The sequence below is a fragment of the Bradyrhizobium sp. 23 genome, assembly GCF_023073295.1.
Taxonomy (GTDB): Bacteria; Pseudomonadota; Alphaproteobacteria; order Rhizobiales; family Xanthobacteraceae; genus Bradyrhizobium; species Bradyrhizobium canariense_D.
In genome coordinates, this window is record NZ_JADPJF010000048.1 from 1 (window position 1) to 19,149 (window position 19,149).

21 protein-coding genes and 1 pseudogene are annotated in these 19,149 nt (G+C 62.1%); 7 read left to right on the forward strand and 15 right to left on the reverse strand.

Annotated elements, in window-relative coordinates:
• A partial coding sequence (locus IVB32_RS12720) for a hypothetical protein (protein ID WP_247410467.1) occupies positions 1 to 241 on the forward strand: 241 nt, incomplete at its 5' end.
• 339 nt (positions 242 to 580) lie between these two features.
• Here the strand turns inward: IVB32_RS12720 and IVB32_RS12725 are convergent.
• From IVB32_RS12725 to IVB32_RS12745, 5 genes are all read right to left on the reverse strand, one after another.
• Entirely contained in the window at positions 581 to 1,444 is an 864-nt protein-coding gene (locus IVB32_RS12725; RefSeq protein WP_247368796.1) for a methyltransferase domain-containing protein, read from the reverse strand.
• Positions 1,445 to 1,537: 93 nt separating this feature from the next.
• The gene (locus IVB32_RS12730; protein WP_247368799.1) at positions 1,538 to 2,464 is read right to left on the reverse strand and encodes an NmrA family NAD(P)-binding protein; all 927 of its coding nucleotides are present in this window, start codon (positions 2,462 to 2,464) and stop codon (positions 1,538 to 1,540) included.
• 196 nt (positions 2,465 to 2,660) lie between these two features.
• Complete coding sequence (locus IVB32_RS12735; protein WP_247368801.1) at positions 2,661 to 3,416, reverse strand: alpha/beta fold hydrolase; 756 nt, start codon at positions 3,414 to 3,416, stop codon at positions 2,661 to 2,663.
• Between the two features lie 133 nt (positions 3,417 to 3,549).
• On the reverse strand, positions 3,550 to 4,581 hold the full coding sequence (locus IVB32_RS12740) for an alpha/beta hydrolase (RefSeq protein WP_247410469.1): 1,032 nt from the start codon (positions 4,579 to 4,581) through the stop codon (positions 3,550 to 3,552).
• A gap of 29 nt (positions 4,582 to 4,610) precedes the next feature.
• The gene (locus IVB32_RS12745) at positions 4,611 to 5,504 is read right to left on the reverse strand and encodes an NAD(P)/FAD-dependent oxidoreductase (protein ID WP_247368807.1); all 894 of its coding nucleotides are present in this window, start codon (positions 5,502 to 5,504) and stop codon (positions 4,611 to 4,613) included.
• Positions 5,505 to 5,618: 114 nt separating this feature from the next.
• On the opposite strand from IVB32_RS12745, the gene IVB32_RS12750 reads away from it, so the two are divergent.
• Positions 5,619 to 6,263, forward strand: coding sequence for a TetR/AcrR family transcriptional regulator (locus tag IVB32_RS12750; RefSeq protein ID WP_247368810.1), 645 nt, complete (start codon positions 5,619 to 5,621; stop codon positions 6,261 to 6,263).
• A gap of 64 nt (positions 6,264 to 6,327) precedes the next feature.
• Complete coding sequence (locus IVB32_RS12755) at positions 6,328 to 7,152, forward strand: ribonuclease HII (RefSeq protein WP_247368814.1); 825 nt, start codon at positions 6,328 to 6,330, stop codon at positions 7,150 to 7,152.
• A gap of 31 nt (positions 7,153 to 7,183) precedes the next feature.
• On the opposite strand, the gene ligD is transcribed toward IVB32_RS12755, so the two are convergent.
• The 8 genes from ligD to IVB32_RS12795 all read right to left on the reverse strand — a co-directional run bounded on the left by ligD (position 7,184) and on the right by IVB32_RS12795 (position 13,048).
• On the reverse strand, positions 7,184 to 8,131 hold the full coding sequence (gene ligD / locus IVB32_RS12760) for a non-homologous end-joining DNA ligase (protein WP_247368817.1): 948 nt from the start codon (positions 8,129 to 8,131) through the stop codon (positions 7,184 to 7,186).
• A gap of 11 nt (positions 8,132 to 8,142) precedes the next feature.
• Positions 8,143 to 8,706 carry an MOSC domain-containing protein gene (locus tag IVB32_RS12765; protein WP_249804578.1) on the reverse strand — a complete coding sequence of 188 codons (564 nt, stop codon included), beginning with the start codon at positions 8,704 to 8,706 and terminating at the stop codon, positions 8,143 to 8,145.
• Positions 8,706 to 10,388 (reverse strand): DNA polymerase/3'-5' exonuclease PolX, encoded by a 1,683-nt coding sequence (locus IVB32_RS12770; RefSeq protein ID WP_247368819.1) that lies wholly within the window; start codon positions 10,386 to 10,388, stop codon positions 8,706 to 8,708. Before IVB32_RS12770 ends, IVB32_RS12765 begins: the two co-directional genes overlap by 1 nt.
• Positions 10,389 to 10,858: 470 nt before the next feature.
• On the reverse strand, positions 10,859 to 11,197 hold the full coding sequence (locus IVB32_RS12775; protein WP_346659039.1) for a hypothetical protein: 339 nt from the start codon (positions 11,195 to 11,197) through the stop codon (positions 10,859 to 10,861).
• Between the two features lie 63 nt (positions 11,198 to 11,260).
• Entirely contained in the window at positions 11,261 to 11,524 is a 264-nt protein-coding gene (locus IVB32_RS12780; RefSeq protein ID WP_247368824.1) for a GlsB/YeaQ/YmgE family stress response membrane protein, read from the reverse strand.
• 22 nt (positions 11,525 to 11,546) lie between these two features.
• Positions 11,547 to 12,005 (reverse strand): YidB family protein, encoded by a 459-nt coding sequence (locus IVB32_RS12785; RefSeq protein WP_247368825.1) that lies wholly within the window; start codon positions 12,003 to 12,005, stop codon positions 11,547 to 11,549.
• A 73-nt stretch (positions 12,006 to 12,078) separates the two neighbouring features.
• Positions 12,079 to 12,699: a general stress protein gene (locus IVB32_RS12790; protein WP_247368827.1), complete on the reverse strand. Its 621-nt coding sequence runs from the start codon at positions 12,697 to 12,699 to the stop codon at positions 12,079 to 12,081.
• Positions 12,700 to 12,727: 28 nt separating this feature from the next.
• Positions 12,728 to 13,048 carry a hypothetical protein gene (locus IVB32_RS12795; protein WP_247368853.1) on the reverse strand — a complete coding sequence of 107 codons (321 nt, stop codon included), beginning with the start codon at positions 13,046 to 13,048 and terminating at the stop codon, positions 12,728 to 12,730.
• A 472-nt stretch (positions 13,049 to 13,520) separates the two neighbouring features.
• Between IVB32_RS12795 and IVB32_RS12800 the strand changes: the two genes are divergently transcribed.
• A complete protein-coding gene (locus IVB32_RS12800; protein ID WP_085357347.1) occupies positions 13,521 to 13,751 on the forward strand; it encodes a hypothetical protein in 231 nt (76 codons plus the stop codon).
• 476 nt (positions 13,752 to 14,227) lie between these two features.
• Here the strand turns inward: IVB32_RS12800 and IVB32_RS12805 are convergent.
• Positions 14,228 to 16,400 (reverse strand): annotated as a pseudogene (locus IVB32_RS12805) (PAS domain S-box protein).
• Positions 16,401 to 17,001: 601 nt separating this feature from the next.
• Between IVB32_RS12805 and IVB32_RS12810 the strand changes: the two are divergent.
• A complete protein-coding gene (locus IVB32_RS12810; protein WP_247368829.1) occupies positions 17,002 to 17,433 on the forward strand; it encodes a nuclear transport factor 2 family protein in 432 nt (143 codons plus the stop codon).
• A 16-nt stretch (positions 17,434 to 17,449) separates the two neighbouring features.
• Here IVB32_RS12810 and IVB32_RS12815 read toward each other — a convergent pair whose 3' ends face one another.
• Positions 17,450 to 17,680: a hypothetical protein gene (locus tag IVB32_RS12815; RefSeq protein WP_247368832.1), complete on the reverse strand. Its 231-nt coding sequence runs from the start codon at positions 17,678 to 17,680 to the stop codon at positions 17,450 to 17,452.
• 142 nt (positions 17,681 to 17,822) lie between these two features.
• On the opposite strand from IVB32_RS12815, the gene arr reads away from it, so the two are divergent.
• On the forward strand, positions 17,823 to 18,221 hold the full coding sequence (gene arr / locus IVB32_RS12820; RefSeq protein ID WP_247368834.1) for an NAD(+)--rifampin ADP-ribosyltransferase: 399 nt from the start codon (positions 17,823 to 17,825) through the stop codon (positions 18,219 to 18,221).
• 116 nt (positions 18,222 to 18,337) lie between these two features.
• Complete coding sequence (locus IVB32_RS12825) at positions 18,338 to 19,057, forward strand: DJ-1/PfpI family protein (RefSeq protein WP_247368837.1); 720 nt, start codon at positions 18,338 to 18,340, stop codon at positions 19,055 to 19,057.
• The last annotated feature ends 92 nt before the right edge of the window (positions 19,058 to 19,149 follow it).

Here is a 19,149-nt window from a genome sequence, read left to right on the forward strand (position 1 = left end):
AATCACTGCATTTCAGCGATTTCAGCACGACCGCGTCATTCGGACTTCAAGGGTTCAGCTCGAATCCCGCGCGCTCTGGGACATATATCATGCCGAGGACGCGATCGCGCGCGATGTAAGGCGCCAACAATATCAGGAGCGCACCGCCGAAGATTATTACCGGTGTTTGAACTGGCTATGGCAGCCGATCGCGATACCAAGCCGTGAATATCAGCTTCAACCGATCGGCGAGCGCGCTTAGCTTCGATGGTCGAACATCTGGGCGCACCCATCAAACGACTTTGACGCAAATCTCGAAGCTCACCGCGGCGACTTCGAAGCTCCATTTCCATGGACGTTCGCAACCTTCCCGTTGGGGAGTGTTGGCCTCATCCAGGCTCTTCCGGGCAGGTACAAGAGCGTCAGGAAGCTCGCGACGAACAAGCCGCCCATCATGGTGATCGCCATCGGGCGATTAGCCAACTAATAACTCTCTACTCTCCGAGCCGAGACCGCCGGCGAATACGCCCTTATCTGGTCCCGCTGACCGGTCAAAGACGCCCCCCTCCACCGAGCAGGGCGTCTCCCCTGCTAATCGCTATCAGCTTGCCGGATTGCGCGCCGTGACGATCCACGCCGCGCTGTCGATCGTCACCGACCGCTCGCCGGCGCGGCCCGCGAAAGCGGCACGAACCGCGGCCGAGGCGCGGGCGCGGATGCCGTCGGGCTGATCAGCGAGCGCGCGCGACAGCGGGCCGACCTCGAACGTCATCTTCACCGCGTCGTCGATCGCCGCGTCCCGCGTCGCGCCCTCGCCAAACGGGAGGGAAGCATCGAAGGGCGCGATAGCGATATCGGTGAAGCCTGCCGCCGTCAGGATCCGAGCCACCCGCCCCCGGTCGCCGAACGAGAATGGGCCGGGCACTTCGGGATCGGGCGGCGCCGTCAGCGGGACGATGCCTTTGATCGCGTCCATCGGCAATCGCACCCAATCGTTCTCGGCCGCACCACGCCAGCAGACGAAAGCGACCCGCCCGCCCGGCTTGAGCGCACGGCGCATATGAGCGAACGCCGCCGTAGGATCGTCAAAGAACATCACCCCGAAACGCGAGAACAGGATGTCGAACGCGCCCTCGGGCAGCTCGGCTCTGCCAGCGTCGGCCACCCGGAACAGGGCCGGCGTATCCGGTGGCGCAAGCGCGCGCGCTCGGCCGATCAGCGGTTCGGATATGTCCACGCCCAGCACATGGCCCCCCGCGCCGACGCGGGCGGCCAGAGCCAGACTCGACGCGCCCGCGCCGCAGCCGATGTCCAGCACGCGTTCGCCCGTGGCGGGTGCTGCGGCTTCGATCGCGGCCTGGCCGAACACCGCCACCCTGGCATCGAGCCGGGCCTGGTGGGCGACCCAGCGCTCCCCGCTTTGGCCATTCCAGTCGGCGACCTGATCGGCATTGTGCTGTGCCATGACATGTCCTTGTTCTGGCCCGGTCACTGGAAGCAGTGGCGACCGCCGGGGACTTCCGAGACGATGCAGTTCATCCGGCCTTTAAGCGAAAGATTACGGCTTGCGCGCGTCTGCCTTCTGAAAGTCGTCCCGATGCGCGCGCACAAAGTCCTCGATCGACATCGGGGACACACCGGTCAGCAGCTTCACATCGTCCGAGGATCGGTCGTATCGGCCGTCCCGGTGCAGCAGTGCCATCGATTCCAAGTGCGCGACCACGTGTGCGGATGCGCCAATGGATCGCAGGATCTCCAGCCACGGTTCCATCGGAATGTTCATGTACGTGATTGGACGCCCCAAGACTCTTGTGAAATCTTCGGCGACCTCGCGAAGAGTCTCCGCACGGGGACCGGTCAGCTCGTAAACCTTTCCAAGGTGAGACTCGGGATTCGCCAACACCTCTGTCACGCACCGCGCAACATCGTGGGCGGCGATTGGCGACGTCTTTCCCTCTCCGAAGGGCAACATCAGCGCGTCCTGAGCGGTGACCGTCGGAACGGCAAATCGCCAGAAGAACGCGTCCATGAAGGCGGTCGGACGCATCGTGACCACCGGCAAACCGCTCCACTGCAAGACCTGCTCGGCCAGCCAGTGCTGCTTGTGCTGCGGGCTGCGGGCGGTCTCGCGGATGCTCATCTCCGAAACCGTCATCTGCGACATGTTGACGAATGCTTCGACGCCATGGTGCCGGGCAACGGCCGCCACGTTCGTCGTAGCCTCGAGATACCTCTCGTTGACCGACATGCTGAAGTACAGGCGCTTGCAGCCATCGACGGCGCGGTGCACCGCGTCCAGGTCGAGCAGATCTCCGACGATCACCTCGGCACCGAGTGCCCTCAGAGATTCCGCCCGGCCGTCATCCTGGCGGACCATGGCGCGCACCTTCAGCCCACGCTCCAGCAGAAACTTCGTCACGCTCGGTCCGATCGCTCCAACTTGGCCAGCGGCACCGGTGACAAGGATGGGATGGGAGTGTTTCATGTCAATGTTTCCTTCAGAGCGATACCGGCGCTCCCGCCGGTGATGAGAGTGGTGTGACCGAACAACTTCACTGGCGACTCTTGGAATTGGAGTTCAATTGGTTGCCGGGGCTGCTCGAGGCCGACCGCCTAGGATCGAGAAGTGCCCGCGGACGTGACGATCGCGTCTCGGCTGTGCCGTTTCTGCTCGGCGCGACTCACGACGCCACCATGTCGGCGTGAATCGCCTCGACGACCGCGGCGGGGTGGGTCAGCGGGATCATGTGTGCAGCGCCGGGGACAACGACTGTGCGGGCGTCGAACGCTCCCGCGAGCAGACGGCTCACCGACCGCGGAGCGGCCGACGTCCGCTCGCCGACGAGCACCAAGGTCGGCACCGCGGTCGAGGTGAACTCGGCGAGCGTGGTCCGATCGGCTGCGCTGGCGGTCATCTCGAGCCTTAGCCGCGGTGCGAGCCGTGTAACCAGCGCACGCCCCTTCTCGCCCAGCGCGTTCCACGCGCCGGCGCCGCTCCAGTGCTCCACCAGCAGGCAGGCGGCCGCACCGTGATCCGGCCACGCGCGCATGAACCGATCGCAGAGGGTCTGCCCCTCGCGCAGGGCGTCTTCCTCCCCGGGCACGCGCAGCACGCTGACGACCACAGGATCGATCAACGTGAGCCGCGCCACGCGAGACCCGACGGCCAGCCGCAGGTGAAGTCCGAAAAATGCCCCGAGCGAGTGGGTGACGAGGTGGAACGCACCGACGCCCTGCATGTCGAGCCAGCCGCGCAGGTGGGAAACCTCGTCCTTTGGCTGCCACGCCTCGCTCGGTGTCGGCGACCGTCCGTAGCCGAGCATGTCGGGTGCCAACGCCCTGGCGCCGCGCGCCTCAAGACCCATGCGGACCGCGGCCCAGGAGTGGGAGCCGGTGGCGGAGCCATGGAGAAGCACAATGGGAAGGTCGTCGGTCATCGGAGATCCTTAGTCGGAGTGGCGCCGGGTGTACTGCGGGGTCAGCAGGCCAGTCGGTTTTCCGTGACACCGGCCCGGAAACCCATTTTTCTTTGTGCGCGAGTTGGGCGACGGCGCGAGGCCGCCCGGCACCTTAACCGCGCCAGGCTTGCGGAACCTTCGCACCCAGCCAGTGCGCGAGGCTTGCATTGACCTCGACAGGCTTTTCTTGTGCCATCCAGTGCCCTGAGGAGATCCTCTCGATCGTGAGATCGCGGCAAAGCTTCTTCATCGGTTCGGTCAAAGGCGAGTTCACGCAGTCGCACGTATGGTCATATTCCGCCTCCAGAAAGAGGACAGGCATATCGAGATGGCCGTCATTCAATGCCTCGAGTGCATAGCGAGCGTTGGCTGCATGATTCATGTACAGGGAGGCCGTGCCGTAAAAGCTCGTTCGCTCGTAGGCGGAGACATAGGCATGCAGGTCGCGCTCGGTGATGATCTGCTCATCACGAGGAACGTTCGGAGCGACGCCCTTTCCGCCGAACCAGCCTCCATCTCGGCGAATCTGGGACGACACCGCCGGCTTGCCTTTCCCATCGGGATTGCTCGCACGAAACAGCGTCTTGAAGGTTGCTGCGACGTTCGCCTCCATGGCGCTGGTGGCTTTCTCGAAATGCTCTTCGTAGAAGCGCTGGTACTCCCAGTTGCCGAACGGATATTCGCTTTGCGGGTACAGATCGCGGTTGACCAGCCCGGCGAGCACATCAAGTCCCCGCTCGAACGTGGCATAGGGTATGCACAGGTTGGCGACCGCGAGGCAACGGTCCGGATGGTGGCTGGCGATGTTCCAGACGACCACCGCTCCCCAATCGTGCCCTACCCAGATCGCCTTTTCCTTACCGAGGGAGTCGAGCAACTCGATCATGTCGGCGACGAGTTCGCGCTGGGCGTAGGCGTCGTGCGTGCTGTAGAGCGAGGACCTTCCATGCCCCCGCAAGTCCGGTGCGATCGCCCGAAAGCCGAGCGCACCGAAGATTGGAAGCTGATGCCGCCAGCTCAATGCAAGTTCTGGCCAGCCATGGACGAAGATGATCGGCGTGCCTTGGCTCGGGCCGCTTGCAAAATAGAAAGTGCTGTTGCGTGAACTGTGAAAGGTGTTCTCTGTAACTTGAACCGGCGACATCGGGGAGCGCTCCTCTCTGAACTGTGCGCTCAAACCAGCATCGACTGCTGGGCGAAGATACCCGCCATCGCGCCTTGCCATGATGCCGTGGTGACCGAGGGCAAGAAGGGCGTGGTGAGGTCGCCGGCGGCGTAGATGCCGGGCGTGCTGGTTTGGCGGCGCTCGTCGACCTTGAGGGCGATGCCGACGGGCGTATCCACCGTGGCGAGGCCCAGTGATTCATGCAGGCTTGCGGACGGCTTGTTGCGCGGATGGGCGAACAGGATGTCGACTGCGACATTGCGGCCGGTATCGAGATTGACGGTGGCGATATGACCCTTGTGATGGGCGATCTCGGTGATCCGGCCCTCGACGACAGGTATTTTGCGGCGCGCCAGATCGGCCTGGATATCGGGCGGAATGTCGTGACCATCGGCAAAGAGAGTCAACTTGTCGGTCCAATCGAGGAACAGCCTAGCCTGATTGTGCGACTGTGGGCCGGACCAGACGAGGCCCCAATGCTGGCCGGCGACTTCAAAGCCGTCGCAATAGGGGCAGGGCACGATTGACGTGCCCCAGCTTTCGGCAAAGCCCGGAACATCAGACATCTGGTCGGCGACGCCATAGCTCAGGATCAAACGACGCGCCCCAAAGCTTTCGCCATCGCCAGTGAGGACGTTGAAATCGTCGATGGCGCCGGAGACGCTGTCGGCCCGGGCACCGACCAGCCTGATCGTGGGATAACGCGCCAGCTGCTGCCGCGCCTCGGCCAGGATGTCCAGCGGTGGCTTGTGATCGTGGCCGAGCAGACCATGCGAGTGGTGGGCAAAGCGGTTTCGCGGCAGGCCGGTATCGAGAACGGTGACCTTGCGGCGGGCTCGGCCGAGTTGCAGGGCGCCGGCGAGACCGGCAAAGCTGCCGCCGATGATGATGACGTCATCCATGGTGATGGGCTCCGTTGGAGGACAGGTTGAAACCCACCCATTGGCTTGCACATTTCAGATACTATATGGTATCGTAATGCAAGAATTAGAATACTGTCAAGTACTGGAATTGTGGTGACCGAAAACAGACAGGGGCGGCGCGGCCGGCCCGCCAACGAGGCGCTTGGCCAAACGATCCTCGACGCCGCGCGCGAACTCTTTGTGGAATTGGGTTTTCAAGCGACGACATTGGACAAGGTCGCCCAGCGGGCGAAGATATCCAAGCTCAGCATCTACAGGCACTTCGAGAACAAGGAGGCGCTGTTCAGCGCGGCCATCGCGGCCGGCTGCCATCAGTTTACACAGGCCCTTTTTGCAGGCGTCGAAGGTTCGGCCGAAGATCAGCTCATGGCCGTGGGATCATCCCTGCTTCGCACGCTATTGAGATCAGACGTCCGCAATGTCGAAGCCATGATCATGGCCGACACGGCGAATCAAAAGTCGTTAAGCAAGCTCCATTACGAAGCCCGCCCCGCGCATGTCATCGCCCAAATCGAGGCCCTGTTGCGTCAGTTGCACGCGAAGGCGCTTCTGAATGTGCCCGATCCTCTCCGGTCCGCCCGCTTGTTTGCCGCGCTTTTCAAAGGATCCGATCTCCTGATGATCGCACGCTTCGATCAGGCGAGAGCAGAGGACGACAACGAAATCGATTCCTATTGCCGGTCGGCCGTCGCCATGTTCATCGCCGCGCACGCTGGCAACGACCACGCGGGCGGATAACTTCAGACAATCGCCACAAAGTTCACGGACACGCTGCCCACAGTCAGTCTTCACGAAGCCCGCTATGTCCCAATATTCACTCGATGTATTGCGCCAGCGCTACGTCGTCGAGAAAAGGCCGCTCGAGGCCGCCGTCGAGCAGATCTTACGGGCCGACACCCGCCCGGGAGCCCGTGCCATCCTTGCTTCAGTCGATAAACGGCGTTTTGAAAACAGGTCCGAAGGGCAACGCCTGCGGAAGATGCTCCGCTTCGAGACCTCTCTCTGGGAAAGCGGCCATCATGCCGTGGCAGGCGTGGACGAGGCGGGAATGAGCCCTCTCGCCGGTCCAGTCTCCGCCGGCGCCGTGATCCTGAAACCCGGCACGCGGATAGTCGGGATCGACGATTCGAAAAAGCTCGACGCCGCGGCTCGCGAAGAACTCGCGAAGGAGATCAAGGCAAAGGCAGAGAGTTGGTGTGTGGCGTTCGTCGAGGTCGAGGAGATCGACGCGATCAACATCTATTGGGCGGGCATCCAGGCCATGCAGCGCGCGGTCCGGGGGCTGGGGTTGGCGCCGCAACACCTGCTGATCGACGCAAAGCGGTTGAAGGAAATCGATATCCCTCAGCAAGCCATCATCAAAGGCGACGCCAAGTCCGCCAGCATCGCCGCTGCCTCCATCCTCGCGAAAGTCGAGCGCGACACGGTCATGCGGATGCTCGAGGTGCGCCACCCCGGCTACGGCTTCGCGGATCACAAGGGCTACCCGGTGCCGGCTCATTATCAGGCGCTCGCCAGGCTTGGTGCATGCGCAGCTCACCGGCGGTCGTTCGGACCAGTACGCAAGGCCCTCGGACTGCCGCCCTTGCCGCCGTGGCCTTCGGCATCCGAGCGCACCGCTGGTTGAACTCCTGGGGTCCACGTTTCGTCTCGGCGTACTATTTTCGCGGCCATTTCTGTTCGCGAACGACGTCCTTGGCCAATTTGTCCGGCCTCAGGCCGAGATAGACTGGCTGGCGCAGCTCGCCCTTGCTGGTCCACTCGGCGAACTTCACTTCCGCGACCAACGAACGACGGACCCAAGTGGTGACTTGCTCATCCTTCACCTTGGCGGGGAACGGGGACTTGCCTGTCTTGAGCTTCACGAGCTTGCCGTGAAGCTCTTCGAGAACCTGGTGACTGAAGCCGGTGCCGACGTGGCCGATGTACCGCCATGCGTCGCCTTCGCGTACCGCCAGCACGAGGGCGCCGAAGAATGGCCGGGTTCGCCGCGGCGCCGTGAAGCCGGCGATCACGACCTCCTGCCGCTGCGCCGTTTTCACCTTCAGCCAATCGGCGGTCCGGCGTCCGGACGCGTATGGGCTATCGGCGCGCTTGGCCATAATTCCTTCGAGATGCCTCCGCTCGGCTTCTGCAAAAAACTTCGTTCCCTTGCCTTTGCGGTGGTTGCTGAACGCGAGCAGCTTGTGGCGCGGCAAGATCGCCTTTAGCCGCTTCTTGCGCTCGAGGAGTGGCAGCGCGCGTAGATCCTCGCCCCCCGCGAACATGAGGTCGAACGCGCAGTACAAGAGCTTGGCCTCGTGGCGCAAGGCGTTCTGGAGCAACTGGAAATGGGATGCGCCGTCCTTGCCGATCGCGACGAGCTCGCCATCGATCACGGCGTCCGCCTTCACGCCCTCGAGCGCCTTCGCGACCTCCAGGTAGGAGTGGCTGATGATCTTTCCATTGCGGCTGTAGAGCGCGACCCGACCACGCCGGATTTCCGAGACCATGCGGAAACCATCGAATTTGTCCTCGAAGACCCAATCGGGATCGTCGAACGGCGCATCCGTCAACGTGGCCAGCATGGGCTGCAGGCGATATGGCAGGGTCGATTTGCGAGCCATGGTTGGACTTTCTACACGGCCGGCAGAGGCCGAAACGAGGAGGACGGAAGGCGAGCCCGCGCGGTATCACCAGCCGCGACCATCCCGCCTGCCCGTACCACGCCCAAAACCCCGGATTTGAACGGAGGGCCCGTTTCCGCCGACGAGAGCACCTGTTGCTTAAGGCCGAGCTGGAAGCGGTCGATCAGAACGCAAGGCGTCCGGAGGCCGGTCAGTTCTACGATCGCGGTGCCTCCGAGCTCAATGAGCGTCCCGAGCGGCATCCACTCGAGGGCCAAGCCGGCGGTGCTGATGTTCTCGCCGAGGTCGCCGGCGCCGACCTTGAAGCCGGCTCTAAGTAGCGTCGCGAAGAGTTCGGACGGGATCAGGTGAACCTGCCGGAGATTGGGCAGGCGTGGCCGGCGGCGGGCAAGGTAACGGTGCCGGACGAATGGGCCTGCGTGGGCGTCGCCTTGGACGCCGTGGCCTTCCACCAGCACGATCCGATCCTGAGGGGGCTTGCTGAAGTGGTGACCGCGATCGGCCGCAACTGCGACCACTGTGCCCTCCAAGGAGAGCGGGTGCGGCTTCGGCATCAGGCGGCCCGGGCGAATGAGCGCCGCTTCTGGCGGAGGTAGCGCGTGATTTCCGGAAGAGGCATCGCGTTGAGGACGCGGTCGGCGGGGACACCGCCCTTGCGCGCCATCTGGACGCCCCAGTGCATGTGGTCGAGCTCGGGGATCGAGTGCGCGTCGGGATTGATGCTCAGCATGCAGCCGAACTCCAGCGCCGCCTGGTGCCAGCGCCAATCCAGGTCGAGGCGCCATGGATGGGCGTTGATCTCGACGACGACGTCGTGCCTCGCGCAAGCGCGCAACACCTTTTCGACGTCGATTTCGTAGCCTGGCCGCCGCTGCAGCTGGCGCCCGGTCATATGGCCGATGATGGTGGTGTGAGGATTGGCGATGGCCCGAAGCAGGCGCTGCGTCTGGGCCTTGCGGTCGAGTTTGAATCGGCCGTGGATGCTTGCGACCACGAAGTCGAAGCGCTGCAGCACGTCGTCCGCATAGTCCAGCGAGCCGTCGGCCAGAATGTCTGACTCGATGCCTTTGAGGATCCGGAAATCCTTGCCGAAGCGCTTGTTCAACCGGTCAGCGTCCCGGTGCTGCTGCGCGATCTCTTCCTCCGAGAGACCGCCCGCGTAGTGCGCGGACTTGGAATGGTCGGCGACCCCGAAATACTCGAAGCCGCGCTGGCGCGTGGCCTTGGCCATCGTCTCCAATCTCTCTGTGCCGTCGGAGGCATCGGTGTGGCAATGAAGGATTCCGCGCAGGTCCTTGTCGGTGACGAGCTTCGGCAACTTGCCCTTCAGGGCCAGCTCGACCTCGCCGCGGCCCTCACGGAGTTCAGGATCGATGAAGGGCAGACCGAGGGCACTATAGATCTCGGCCTCGTCGCCGGCGATCAGGGTGCGACCCTTGTGCAACCCGTCGGTCTCCAGTCGCATTCCTTTCTCGCTGGCTATCGCCCGGAGCTGCTCAATGTGAGCGGCAGAGCCGGTGGCGAAGAGAAGGGCGGCGCCGAAGTGTTTGCGATCGGACAGGCGGATCTGCAATCCGTCCGTCACGGAGGCCTTCGACGTCTTGTCGGCCTTGGAAGCCTCGGCAACAATCGTGAGGTCGCCCACTAATTCGCAGCCGCGGCGGAAGTCGCCCGCGATCGTCACGCGCTTGAGCTCCGGCCCGGCCTTGCGGAGCGAGTCCTTGGCGTGCGCGAGCAGGACGGCGGCACGGTGCAGATGGAGGCGACCTTCTCCGCTTTTCGCGATGGCCAGGTTCTGCAGGATCTTAGTCTGCAGCGTAGGGCCCAGCCCTTTGGCCTTCTTGATGCGGTCGTCCTTGGCGGCGGCCTCCAATTCCGCGAGAGAGGTGATGTCGAGGTCCTGGTAGAGGCGCAGAACCTTCTCGGGGCGGAGACCAGGCACGGCGAGCATCTCGAGCACCCCCTCCGGAATCTCCTTCCGGAGCTTCTCAAGGCTCGGATGAGTGCCGCTCTTGTGAAGCTTGGTGATCATCTCGGCGATCGCCTCGCCGACGCCGGGGATTTCGGTAAGCCGGTCTTCGGCGATGAGCACGTGCAGAGGGACGGCAAGGGCCGCCAGGCTGTCGGCGGCCCGAGAATACGCTTTTGCCCTATAGGGATTGCCGCCACGCAGGGCGGTGCGCTGAGCGTACTCTCGCAGGAGACTTGCTACAGCTCGAGCGTCGACGGAAGCCACTCAACGAGCCTCCCGTTCCGCGTCTTGCCGCGCCGCCGGACCAAAGCGACTTTGTGGGGGCGGCACGTCATCGGGCCGACGCTCAAGGGACCTCTCGAGCTTCTGCGCTGCCCGGAAGTCCTCGAGATGCTGCGTGTTCGGACCGTAGACGGCCTCTTTCTTGAGCAGATTGTAAATTCGTCCGGCCGCGAGCTGCAGATGCTTCATCCTACCCTGCGGCATCGATCGGGCCTTGCAAAGAGCCCGGACAGCGTAGGCGCGGAAGTAGTCAAAAGCGTCCGACATGATCCCGGTAAACGCCTACTCTCGCCTTTAGTTCTGTCGGCATCGTGAGGCCCGCAAGCTGTCGGGCCTGCATTTGGGCGTGTACTCAAAAGCTCAACTTCAGCCATCCGTTCGCTCTTGACCGGAGCGGATCGAAAGCAGCTGCAACATTCGTTTGCGACCGCCCCCGTTCGAGCGCTCAAACGTCACGTTTTCGGACTTGGCTGCGGAGTGGGGAGATTTTGGGGAGGCTGAGAAGGTGTGGGACTACTCTGCTGCTGAAGCGCCGCGGGGTCGCCGCCCGCATGAGGAACGCACGTACCGATGTTGCTGAGCAGGCGTTTGGCCTGGAGGTCGCGCACCTTCGTGTATTCGCGTCGTCGCTCGATATTGGCCGCGGCCCATCGGTCCCACGCCTCGAAAGCGTCCGTGTAGTGCTTTCGCATCTGCTCCTCGGCGGCAAGGCAATCGGCAAACTTGTCGAAAACCAGGTCGGTGTTGACCGGGGTCATACCTCCTACCAGGACAACAAGCATCCATTTCATCTTGCCAATCACCTTTTCACACCGGGCATTCACCGCTAACGCGAAGAATTCCGTTCACGGTGGTTAGATGGCCCGGCGGCTGCGACCGGCCACAAAACCGTAGACGAGAAGCACGATGATGGCGCCTACGACTGCCCCCACTAGCCCCGCGCCTTCTCCTGGCCGGTACCAGCCGAGAGCCTGACCAAGATAGGTCGCAACGAACGCGCCCACTATTCCCAGGATCGTGGTCAGGATGAAACCCGATGGCTCGTTGTCCCCGGGCATGATGAACTTCGCGATGATGCCTGCGATGAAGCCGATAATGATCGTCCAGATAATGCCCATGTCTCTCTCTCGATCGCTGTGATTATCCCGCGGATTGCGCCGGAAGACGTCCGTCCGGCGTGTATTTGTCCACCGCTGCCGGAAGCTCTCGCGACAATCGGTCGAGAATCTCCTGCTGAGACAGGCCGGTCTGCTGCTGCAGCTTTTGAAGAACGTCCGGACCGATAGCCTGCTGGAGTTCGGGCGGGGTGACTTCGCGGTTTGGCCCCTGATTGATCCAGGATTGGGCCGCATCGCCCTGCCCGTTCTGCTTGAAGTGCTCGAGCAACTCGCCGATCCCGCTGTTCAGGAGCGAACCCACTCCGCCGCCTCCCACAAGGCCGCCAAGATTGCCGAGCATGCCGCCCAGGGAATCTTTGGCACCCGACGGCTGACCCGAGGTAGCATTGCGAAACAGATCGGCCAGCTTGTCCCGATTTTGATAACCGGCGATTGCGAGCATACCCAAGAGGGCGGTCATCGATGGCATTCCGCGACTCATATTCGGCTCCTCAGTTCGACGATTGTAACCGTGCAACAAAAGGGCGGCCCACCTAGGCGGGCCGCCGGCTAATTCATCGCACTCCGGTGCCGTAGAGCTGCCGTTCTCTCCGGACCTCCTCCGCGCCATAAGGCTGGGCGGATGGATCGTAATTCTTCCACCCGGCCTTCTGCCAGGCTGCGCTCCGGTCGCGCAGATTGACTGCAGACTGGTTCAGGATCGCTTCGTATCGCGCGCGGTCCGCGTCTGGCACACGCGCCGAAACCAGCGTGCCGCCGCGCCTCACACCTTCCGCATAGAGCGGAGCTTCCTCATCGGATACGCCGGCCTGCGTCAGCGCCCCGACGACTCCGCCCGTCGCGCCGCCTGCAACGGCACCGAGCGCGGTCGACGCGAGCCATCCCGCCGCGACGACCGGACCCAGGCCGGGGATAGCCAACAAACCAAGGCCAGCGAGCAAGCCAGCAGCACCGCCGAGGCCTGCGCCCACGCCTGCTCCCGTTGCCGCACCTTCCGCCCGATCGTCCACTCCATCGCCATCGCGATCGACCTTCTTGTCGGTGCTGTACCAGTTGTCGGAATTGTTCGCGACGATGCTCAGATTCGAATGTGGCACACCCGCAGCCTCCAGGCTTGTCACCGCGCGCTGCGCATCGGAATAGTTGTCGTAGAGACGTGAAATCGTAACGGTCATCTTGAATCCCTCTCAATTTTGCTGCGCGTTATTTCGCCGCGTTCACGTTGCCCTGGAAATCCAGACTGACATCGGTCGAGGTGCCGCCTTTACTGGCCTTTCCGCGCCAAACGCCGTTGTCGTCCTTCTTGAGGGATGTGACGTTGGTGTAGCCCGCGTCCTCGATCTTCGACTTGGCCTGGCCCTCGGTGAAACTGTTTGCGCCAGCGACCGGTTTGTTGGAATTTTTCTGATCGGAACTGTTGACCGCATTGTTGTTGGGCCGCTCGGTTGCCGGCGGATTTTGCGCAAACGACGGACCCGCCAGAAGCGAGGCAGCCGATAGCAGAAGAAGAAGTTTCTTGTTCAGGTCGTCCTCCCGTAGTTGCAGGGCACAACCTACGCTGGGCTGAGAAGTTCCAAGTTTTCCCGGTCGGTCGGCTTGGATTCGGGATCTAAAAGCATGTAGGACAACCCGGCAGGGTCGCCGCTGGCTGAGCTAGGCCATTCGGTTGTGGCCGAAGCCGGTGATCTGGTCTCCGCCCTAGAGCACGCCAATACCACCAATTTCGATTTCGCTGTGCTGGACGTCTTGCTTGGCCGCACCAGTAGTGAGCCAGTTGCCCAAGTCCTCGCTCGACGCAACGTCCCGTTCGTTTTCGCGAGCGGGTATGGAGCCGACGGAGTACCCGCCCGATTTCAGGAGCGACCGCTCCTCACCAAACCTTTCCAACTAGATCAACTCAATGGGTGTATCGCCAAGCTGTTGGATCGGACCTGAAGGCGGAACGGCGAACAGGCCCAGAAGTTACGGAAGTACCTTATAAGCAGAGGTATTCGTGATGCCGCGCTACTACTTTAATGTTACTCACGAACACACGGAGATTGACCGTGTCGGCGAGGAGTTGCCCGACAAACATGCAGCCTGGAAAGAGGCGACTGTGATGGCCGGTCAGACGTTGCAGGGCATTGACGGAAAGCTGGGGCCTGGGCGGGAGTGGCGGATGGAAGTTACAGACGAATTCCGAAACACTCTCTTCGTCCTGCACATCAATGCCGAAAAACCTGAGTGACGGTCGTAGATTGGTCAGAAGAACGGCCAGCTTGATGGACCCTCGAAGCTTACCCTCGCAGCAAAGGGGATTGTAAGGACCGGTGCGGATCTTGCCGGTACGAGGATGCTTCAGACGCCCTAGGGAGGCGGCAGAAGCGTTTGCAATTTATCGCTCAACTGGTCGACGGAGAAGGGCTTCCCGATCGCGGGGGCATTCCTGAACTCCTCCTCGAAGGCAGGCCCGCCGTAGCCGGTGCTGAAGAGAAAAGGAATACTCCGCGCGCGCAGGATCCGAGCCGCCGGGAAGACAAGCTCTCCAGCCAGATTTACATCAAGGAGCGCGACATCGATGATGCGGTCGTCGCAAGCTGGCAGGCCTTTTTCAGATGGGCAGCCGAGGCAACGACCATCAATCCCAGTTCCTCGAGCATGTCTTCGATCATGAGCGCCACCAATCCTTCGTCTTCGACGAGAAGAACCCTGGAGCCCGACATTTCAGCCATTGGATGCTGGGACCCTAACGGGAAAGGCAATGCTGCAGCTAGTGCCCTCCGGCTCGAACACCAGTTCGAACTCTCCGGCAAGGTCGTGTTCTATGCAGCGCTCCATCAGCCGTGTGCCGAACCCTCGCCGCTTGGGCGGCACAACAGGGGGGCCCCCTCGTTCGCGCCATTCGCATTCGAGCATGCCTTTCGACTGTTCGCCGTCGACGATCCTCCAGGTGAGCGACACGGATCCACCCCGCGCGGAGAGTGCGCCATATTTGGCGGCATTTGTCAGAAGCTCATTGAGCACCATGGTGAGACTCAGGGCCGTACGCGGGTCGAGATCGACGTGCGGTCCGCCTGCCACGACGCGCCCGCCCGACACCGGAGCGACGATATCGTGGACTAGCTTTTCGAAAGGGGCATCTTGCCAATTCCGCGTCGTGAGAAGGTCATGCGCGCGGGCCAACGCAAGTAGCCTTCCCGTGAAGGTGGGCAGAAACTCTTCCAGATCGGCAGCATGGCGGGCAGTCTGGCTCGCCAGCGACTGCACCGTGGCGAGCGTGTTTTTCGATCGGTGGTTCAATTCGTCGATAAGAACCTTTTGGGCGTTCTCGGCCTGCTTGCGCTCGCTGATATCGACGAGCATGTTGATGGCGCCGACAATTTTCCGTCCGCGTTGCGCAGCGGCGTGGGATAGGGAATGAAAGGCACACGTCTGCCGTCTGGACGCTCGGCAACAGCCTCGGCACCGCGAACCGGGCGGTTCTCGCGTAGAGCCCCCGCCATCGGACATTCATTGTGTGGGAGGGGCGAGCCGTCGGGCCAGTAAAGCTTCCAGGTTACACACCATTCGTCGCCGGGCTGGGGGGTTCTGCGGCCATTTCGACCGCTGCCCGATTGAAGAAATTGATGCGACCCTCAGCATCAGTCGTGTAGATTGCGGCGGGCAATGCCTCAAGGAGGTCACGCATGCGCTGCTCGCCTTCGCGCAAAACGATCCTCCAACTGTTTGGCGGTGGTGACGTCCTGGGCAACACGGACGCCGTAAAGGAAGTGGCCGTCCGAATCGCGCACCGATGAACTGAAAATATCGAGATGGCGCATGGAGTCGTCAGGTCGCAATACGCGCTTGCGGGTGGTGTAATTCTCGATGTCGCCTTGGACTTGCTGCGCATAGAGCTCAGCGTCATCCGCCTGATCATCCGGATCGGTGTAATCCAGGAAGGTCATTCCAAGCAATTGCTCGCGCGAACGCCCGGTGATGCGGCATATGGAATCATTCACGCGCAAGAAGCGCCCGTTCTCGTCTGTCTCGGAGATGCCGACGCTCGCAGCCTCATAGGTCGCCGCGAGACGGGCTTCACTGGCTCGTCGAGCCTCTTCGGCAGCATGAAGTTTAGAGACGTCGATGGTGAAGCAGCGTGTATTAACGAACTTGCCATCCACGAAGCGGCTGTTCGATGTAATCAGCACATGCTTCACCGACCCATCGCGCGCCCGCAGCCGCGCGAGATAGCGATCGAGCGGTTCGCCGCATGAAAGGCGCTGTAGGATGTCACCGATCACCGGAGCGTCGGCATGAAACTCCGCGATATGGCGGCCAATGTACTCCTCGGGTCTGTACCCGAGCATGTCCAGTTCGGCTTTGTTGGCTCGGAGAACAATACCGCTGACGATATGGAGACCTACGGCTCCATTCTCGAAGAAGTCCTCCGGGTCCTGCTTCGTCCGGCGGACTTCCTCCTCGATCTGCTTGCGTCCCGTGATGTCCTGGAAGCAGTTGATCGCACCTTGGATGCGGCCGGAGCGGTCGCGCAACGCTCGGATGTTGACCAAAGCGGTGAAGCGGGAGCCATCGGGTCGCGCCATGATGATTTCGGCATTGCGCGCGGGCGTCCCCTTCTGGACGGCGCCATGGCGCAGTCGCTGTGGGCGAGCGGCGTTCCATCGAGGAGATAAAGCTGATGGGAACCGCAGAAGCGCTCCTTCTTGGCCATATCGGGCATCCGGCCCCACAGCTCAACCGCCTCACTGTTGTAGGCGACGAGAAGTCCCTCTGCATCGCAGAGGTATACCGCCCCAGGAATGGCGTCGAGTGCGGCGTGACCGGCCGCGACCAGCGCCTCGAACTCCGTCGACTGACGACGGGCAGAGACCGGAAAATCCTCAACATTGGACATGAAAGCATCTCTCGGGGCGAGAGGAGCGAAGGCCCACCACACCGGCCAACTGTTCGAAAAGGAATATGGACAGCTCCCCCGCTGGACCGCCGAACAAGCCCTAACGTCGGAGGCGACGGTAGTTCCCTAACTTTCAGCGGTTTTGTCGATGCGCCCAAGATCGCGGATTGCGGGTAGACCGTCGCTGTTCCGGACGGATCGGATGTTGGACTGCGACCCTAGTTTCCTCAGCGAAAGGTTAACCTTCCGCACCGCAGGGGTCTCCGGGCCGCCAAATGCAACCGGTCACGAGCGCTCCGTTGGCAGTCATTGACCCATCTTCTTGCCGATGGGTGCCGTGTTCAGGTGGGCCGCTACAGGACTTGATCGCGCGGACAGCGGCCGGAGGGAACCGTGGACCTCAGTTCGTCTTGATGCGGAGTCACCGGGGAAACATAGCATGACCAACAGCCCCCGTGTGAACCGAAGGCTTCTTGACTCTGCCTCGTCACCCCTCCGGTCGCATTGACCCCGACCTTACGAGAAGATCAACTATCAGACCGGCGATCGCATCAGGGTATTCAAGTCGGCCTGAACTGCAACTAGCGACACGGAGCCATCGATGCTCAGAACCTTGTTCACGGTCGCCTTCATGCTCTCTGTATCCCCGTCACTTGGTGCCCAAGAGAAGCTATCCGCCGAAAGTGCGAGCGCCAATTTTCAGAAGAATTTCGCATCCGCGTACAACCGAGGCGACGTCGACGCAATGGCGGCAGCATTCGCCGAGGATGCAATCAGAGTTACTCCTAGCGGAATCTTCCAGGGTCGCGATGCCATACGGCGAAGTTTTCAAGAAGCCCTAAAGATAGGACTGCACGACTACTCCGTCAGGCGTGTCGTATCTCGCACCGAAGGTTCGTTCATAATCAACGTCGGAGAGTGGCAGGCCAAAGTGGGCGATCAGCCCTTCCGCGGCTACTACAGCGCACTCCTGGCCGGCGATGGCGACGAAATGAGAATCATTGAGGAGACGGTTAGCATCGCGGCTCCATAGCGGTTTCGCAGGTAGCTCATTCTTTTGCTTTTGGCACCATTCGACCTTCATGCACCTCATGCGTTACGGCGCGGCTGTCCTCTGCAACCGGCAAACGCTTCACCAGTCGCTCACCGCACCAGAGCTCGACTGAATTGCCGTGCAGCATCTGCCTCGCCCAGACGATGGCGTCCTCGTCGTTGGCGCAGGCGAACGTGCGGGAGTTCTCGCGACCATTCGCATCAACGATGCAGGCTCGATATTGCATTCTCAGCTCTTTTGATTCGGCGGTTCAGCTCGACCGAACTGTAAGCACTAACTGGCCAAAATTTAACTCTTTTCGCTTCGTAACTTACGCCAGGCGCTGCCGCTGAGCGCGCGAGCCCAGGATCATTTTCGAGGTTTTTTCAATGAGCGGAACGAGAGCCTTCTACCACGGCACCCGGGCCGACTTGAAGCCGGGGGACCTGATCGCTGCCGGTTTCCGCTCCAATTACGGAAGGCGGGCTCAGGCTTCCTCGGTGTATCTCACGGGTACTTTGGAAGCAGCCATTTGGGGCGCAGAGCTGGCCCATGGAGACGGCGCGGAGAGGATCTACATCGTCAAGCCGACCGGAGAGATCGTGGACGATCCCAACTTGACCGACAGGAAATTTCCTGGAAATCCGACGCAGTCCTACCGGTCGCGCGAGCCACTCCGCGTTATCGGCGAGGTCAGCCAGTGGACCGGACATTCCGCCGAGCGGCTGAAGGAGATGAAGGACCACATCGAGCGGCTAAAGGAGGAAGGAGTGGAGGCAATCGACTGATCGTCGACAGAGATCCTCGCCCTCGCCTTCAGGTCGCAACGGAAAGCAGCCTGGCCTGACTTGCACCGTTTGAGGTTCTCGCCGGTCAGCGCCGGACCCTTCAAGGAGACTTTCGAATGGCAGCTTCTGTTGAGATCGCAATCCTTCTCTATCAGGGTGTGACGGCGCTCGATGCGGTCGGGCCTTGGGAAGTGCTGTCGCGCATTCCCGGGGCGAAGGTGCAGTTCGTCGGCAAGGAAGTCGGACCGGTGGTGGCGGAAGGCGGCGGACTTCTGCTCGGAGCCACCCACTCGATCTCGGAGACGATCTGTCCCGACGTGCTCGTCGTTCCCGGAGGCTCGACAACCCCGGGCCAGATGGTCGACGATGAGGTCCTCGATTGGCTGCGCAAGGTGCACCAAACCTCCAAGTGGACCGCTTCGGTCTGCACGGGAGCTTTGATCCTTGGCGCGGCGGGAATCCTAAAAGGGCAGCCGGCGACGACGCACTGGTACAAGATGGGCGTGCTGCGGATCATGGGTGCGAAGCCCAGGCCCGATCAGCGCGTCATCCGCTCTGGGAAAGTCGTCACGGTGGCGGGCGTGTCGGCCGGCATCGATCTGGCGCTCTGGCTGGCCGGCGAGATTGCGGGCCGTGAGCGGGCCGAGGCCATCCAACTGGTCATCGAATACGATCCGCATCCGCCCTTTGATGCCGGTCACATCAGCAAGGCCTCCAAAGAGGTGCAGCGCCTGGCCAACAAGATGATGGACGACAGCATGCCCGCAGACCAGCGGCGGCTCGTTCCCAAGATCGCCTGGAATCGGTTTATCGACCTCGTCCGCACGGGGCGATAATGCCGGGGCCGGATAGCGCATGGCGGGAAGCCTTACTGAAGTTCGGCCCTGCGGAAGTTGCGTCTCCGGCCGAACGAACCGCGAATTGACTG